The sequence below is a fragment of the Halomonas sp. 3D7M genome (assembly GCF_014897885.1).
GTDB lineage: Bacteria > Pseudomonadota > Gammaproteobacteria > Pseudomonadales > Halomonadaceae > Vreelandella.
Genome location: NZ_JABUZF010000256.1, coordinates 1 through 692, shown reverse-complemented (window position 1 = coordinate 692; position 692 = coordinate 1). Strand labels below are relative to the sequence as shown.

Here is a 692-nt window from a genome sequence, read left to right as displayed (position 1 = left end):
CTGCCACGCGTCAGACACTGGCATCTACCGCCAGTGCTGCTGCCCGCTCTGCCTGGGCGCGCTGCTGAGCTTGTTGGGTGAGTCGCTCGGTGTGAGTGGCTTCATCTTCGCAGGTATCACGGCGTTCTGGGTGCAGGCCTAATTTTGCAAATAGCGCGCGGTCGCGGTCTGCCTGAGGATTGCCGGTGGTGAGCAGTTTGTCGCCGTAGAAGATCGAGTTGGCTCCCGCCAAAAATGCCAGTGCTTGAGTCGACTCACTCATCTGCTCGCGGCCAGCGGAAAGCCGCACATGGCTTTGCGGCATCATAATCCTCGCCACCGCGATGGCGCGGATAAACTCAAGTGGGTCCAAGTCTTCGACGTTCTCCAGCGGAGTGCCCGGTACCTTAACCAGCATATTAATGGGCACGGATTCTGGGTGCGGTGATAACTTCGCCAACTGCTGTAACAGCGCGCTGCGGTCTTGCGCGCCTTCGCCCATGCCTAAAATGCCGCCGGAGCATACTTTCATGCCCGCTTCACGCACGGTGGCCAGGGTGTCCAGGCGGTCGCTGAAGGTGCGGGTGGTGATGATTTCAGCGTAAAAGTCGGGGGAGGTATCCAGGTTATGGTTGTAGTAATCCAGCCCGGCAGCCGCCAAACGGTTGGCTTGATCACCGTCGACCATACCTAGCGTCATGCAGGTTTCCAGC

At 59.2% G+C, this 692-nt stretch carries 1 protein-coding gene; it reads right to left on the bottom strand.

Going from position 1 to position 692, the window contains the following annotated elements; all coding sequences use genetic code 11:
• Positions 1–10 precede the first annotated feature (10 nt).
• Positions 11–692: biotin synthase BioB (bioB, locus tag INT22_RS16175; protein ID WP_193068558.1), on the bottom strand; the 682-nt coding region annotated here is incomplete at its 5' end.